The organism is Polaribacter sp. 20A6 (assembly GCF_011378915.1).
Lineage (GTDB): Bacteria > Bacteroidota > Bacteroidia > Flavobacteriales > Flavobacteriaceae > Polaribacter > Polaribacter sejongensis.
Window position 1 is genome coordinate 1 of sequence record NZ_WTPZ01000137.1, and the last position, 526, is coordinate 526.

1 protein-coding gene is annotated in these 526 nt (G+C 24.5%); it reads left to right on the plus strand.

Annotated elements, in window-relative coordinates; genetic code table 11:
* Positions 1–461 (plus strand): hypothetical protein (locus tag GQS57_RS18695; protein ID WP_165734466.1); only part of this gene is annotated, 461 nt, incomplete at its 5' end.
* Positions 462–526 lie beyond the last annotated feature (65 nt).

The window sequence follows — 526 nt, forward strand, 5'->3', positions numbered from 1 at the left end:
ATAATGTAAAAAAAGGTCAGACTTTAACTATTAAAAATAGTAACGGTTTAACTGTTTATAATAATGAAATTAAAAATTCTGGAGACTATTCTAGAACATTTGATTTTTCTGCTTTAGAAAATGGGATCTACTCTGCTGAATTAAATAAAGACTTCGAAATTGTTATTAAACAATTTTATGTTGAAAATGGATTGGTTACATTTTTAAATAATAAAGATGAAAAAATATTTAAACCGATCATTAGAACTGAAGGTGATTTATTATTAGTATCAAAAATTAATTTTAACAACGAACCTTTAAAAGTTACTCTTTATTATAATGATGAAGTTGTACTTTCTGAAACCATATCTGGAGACAAACTTTTAAAAAGAGTTTACAAATTATCTGAAAAGGAAGTTGGTGCTTATAAAGTAGTTGTTAGTTCTGATGAAAGAACTTATTCAAAAGAATTTAATATATAAAAATTTAGTTAATTGTTTCGTCAAATTACTGCTATAGTTTGATGGTAAAAGCGAGTCCAAAAGGA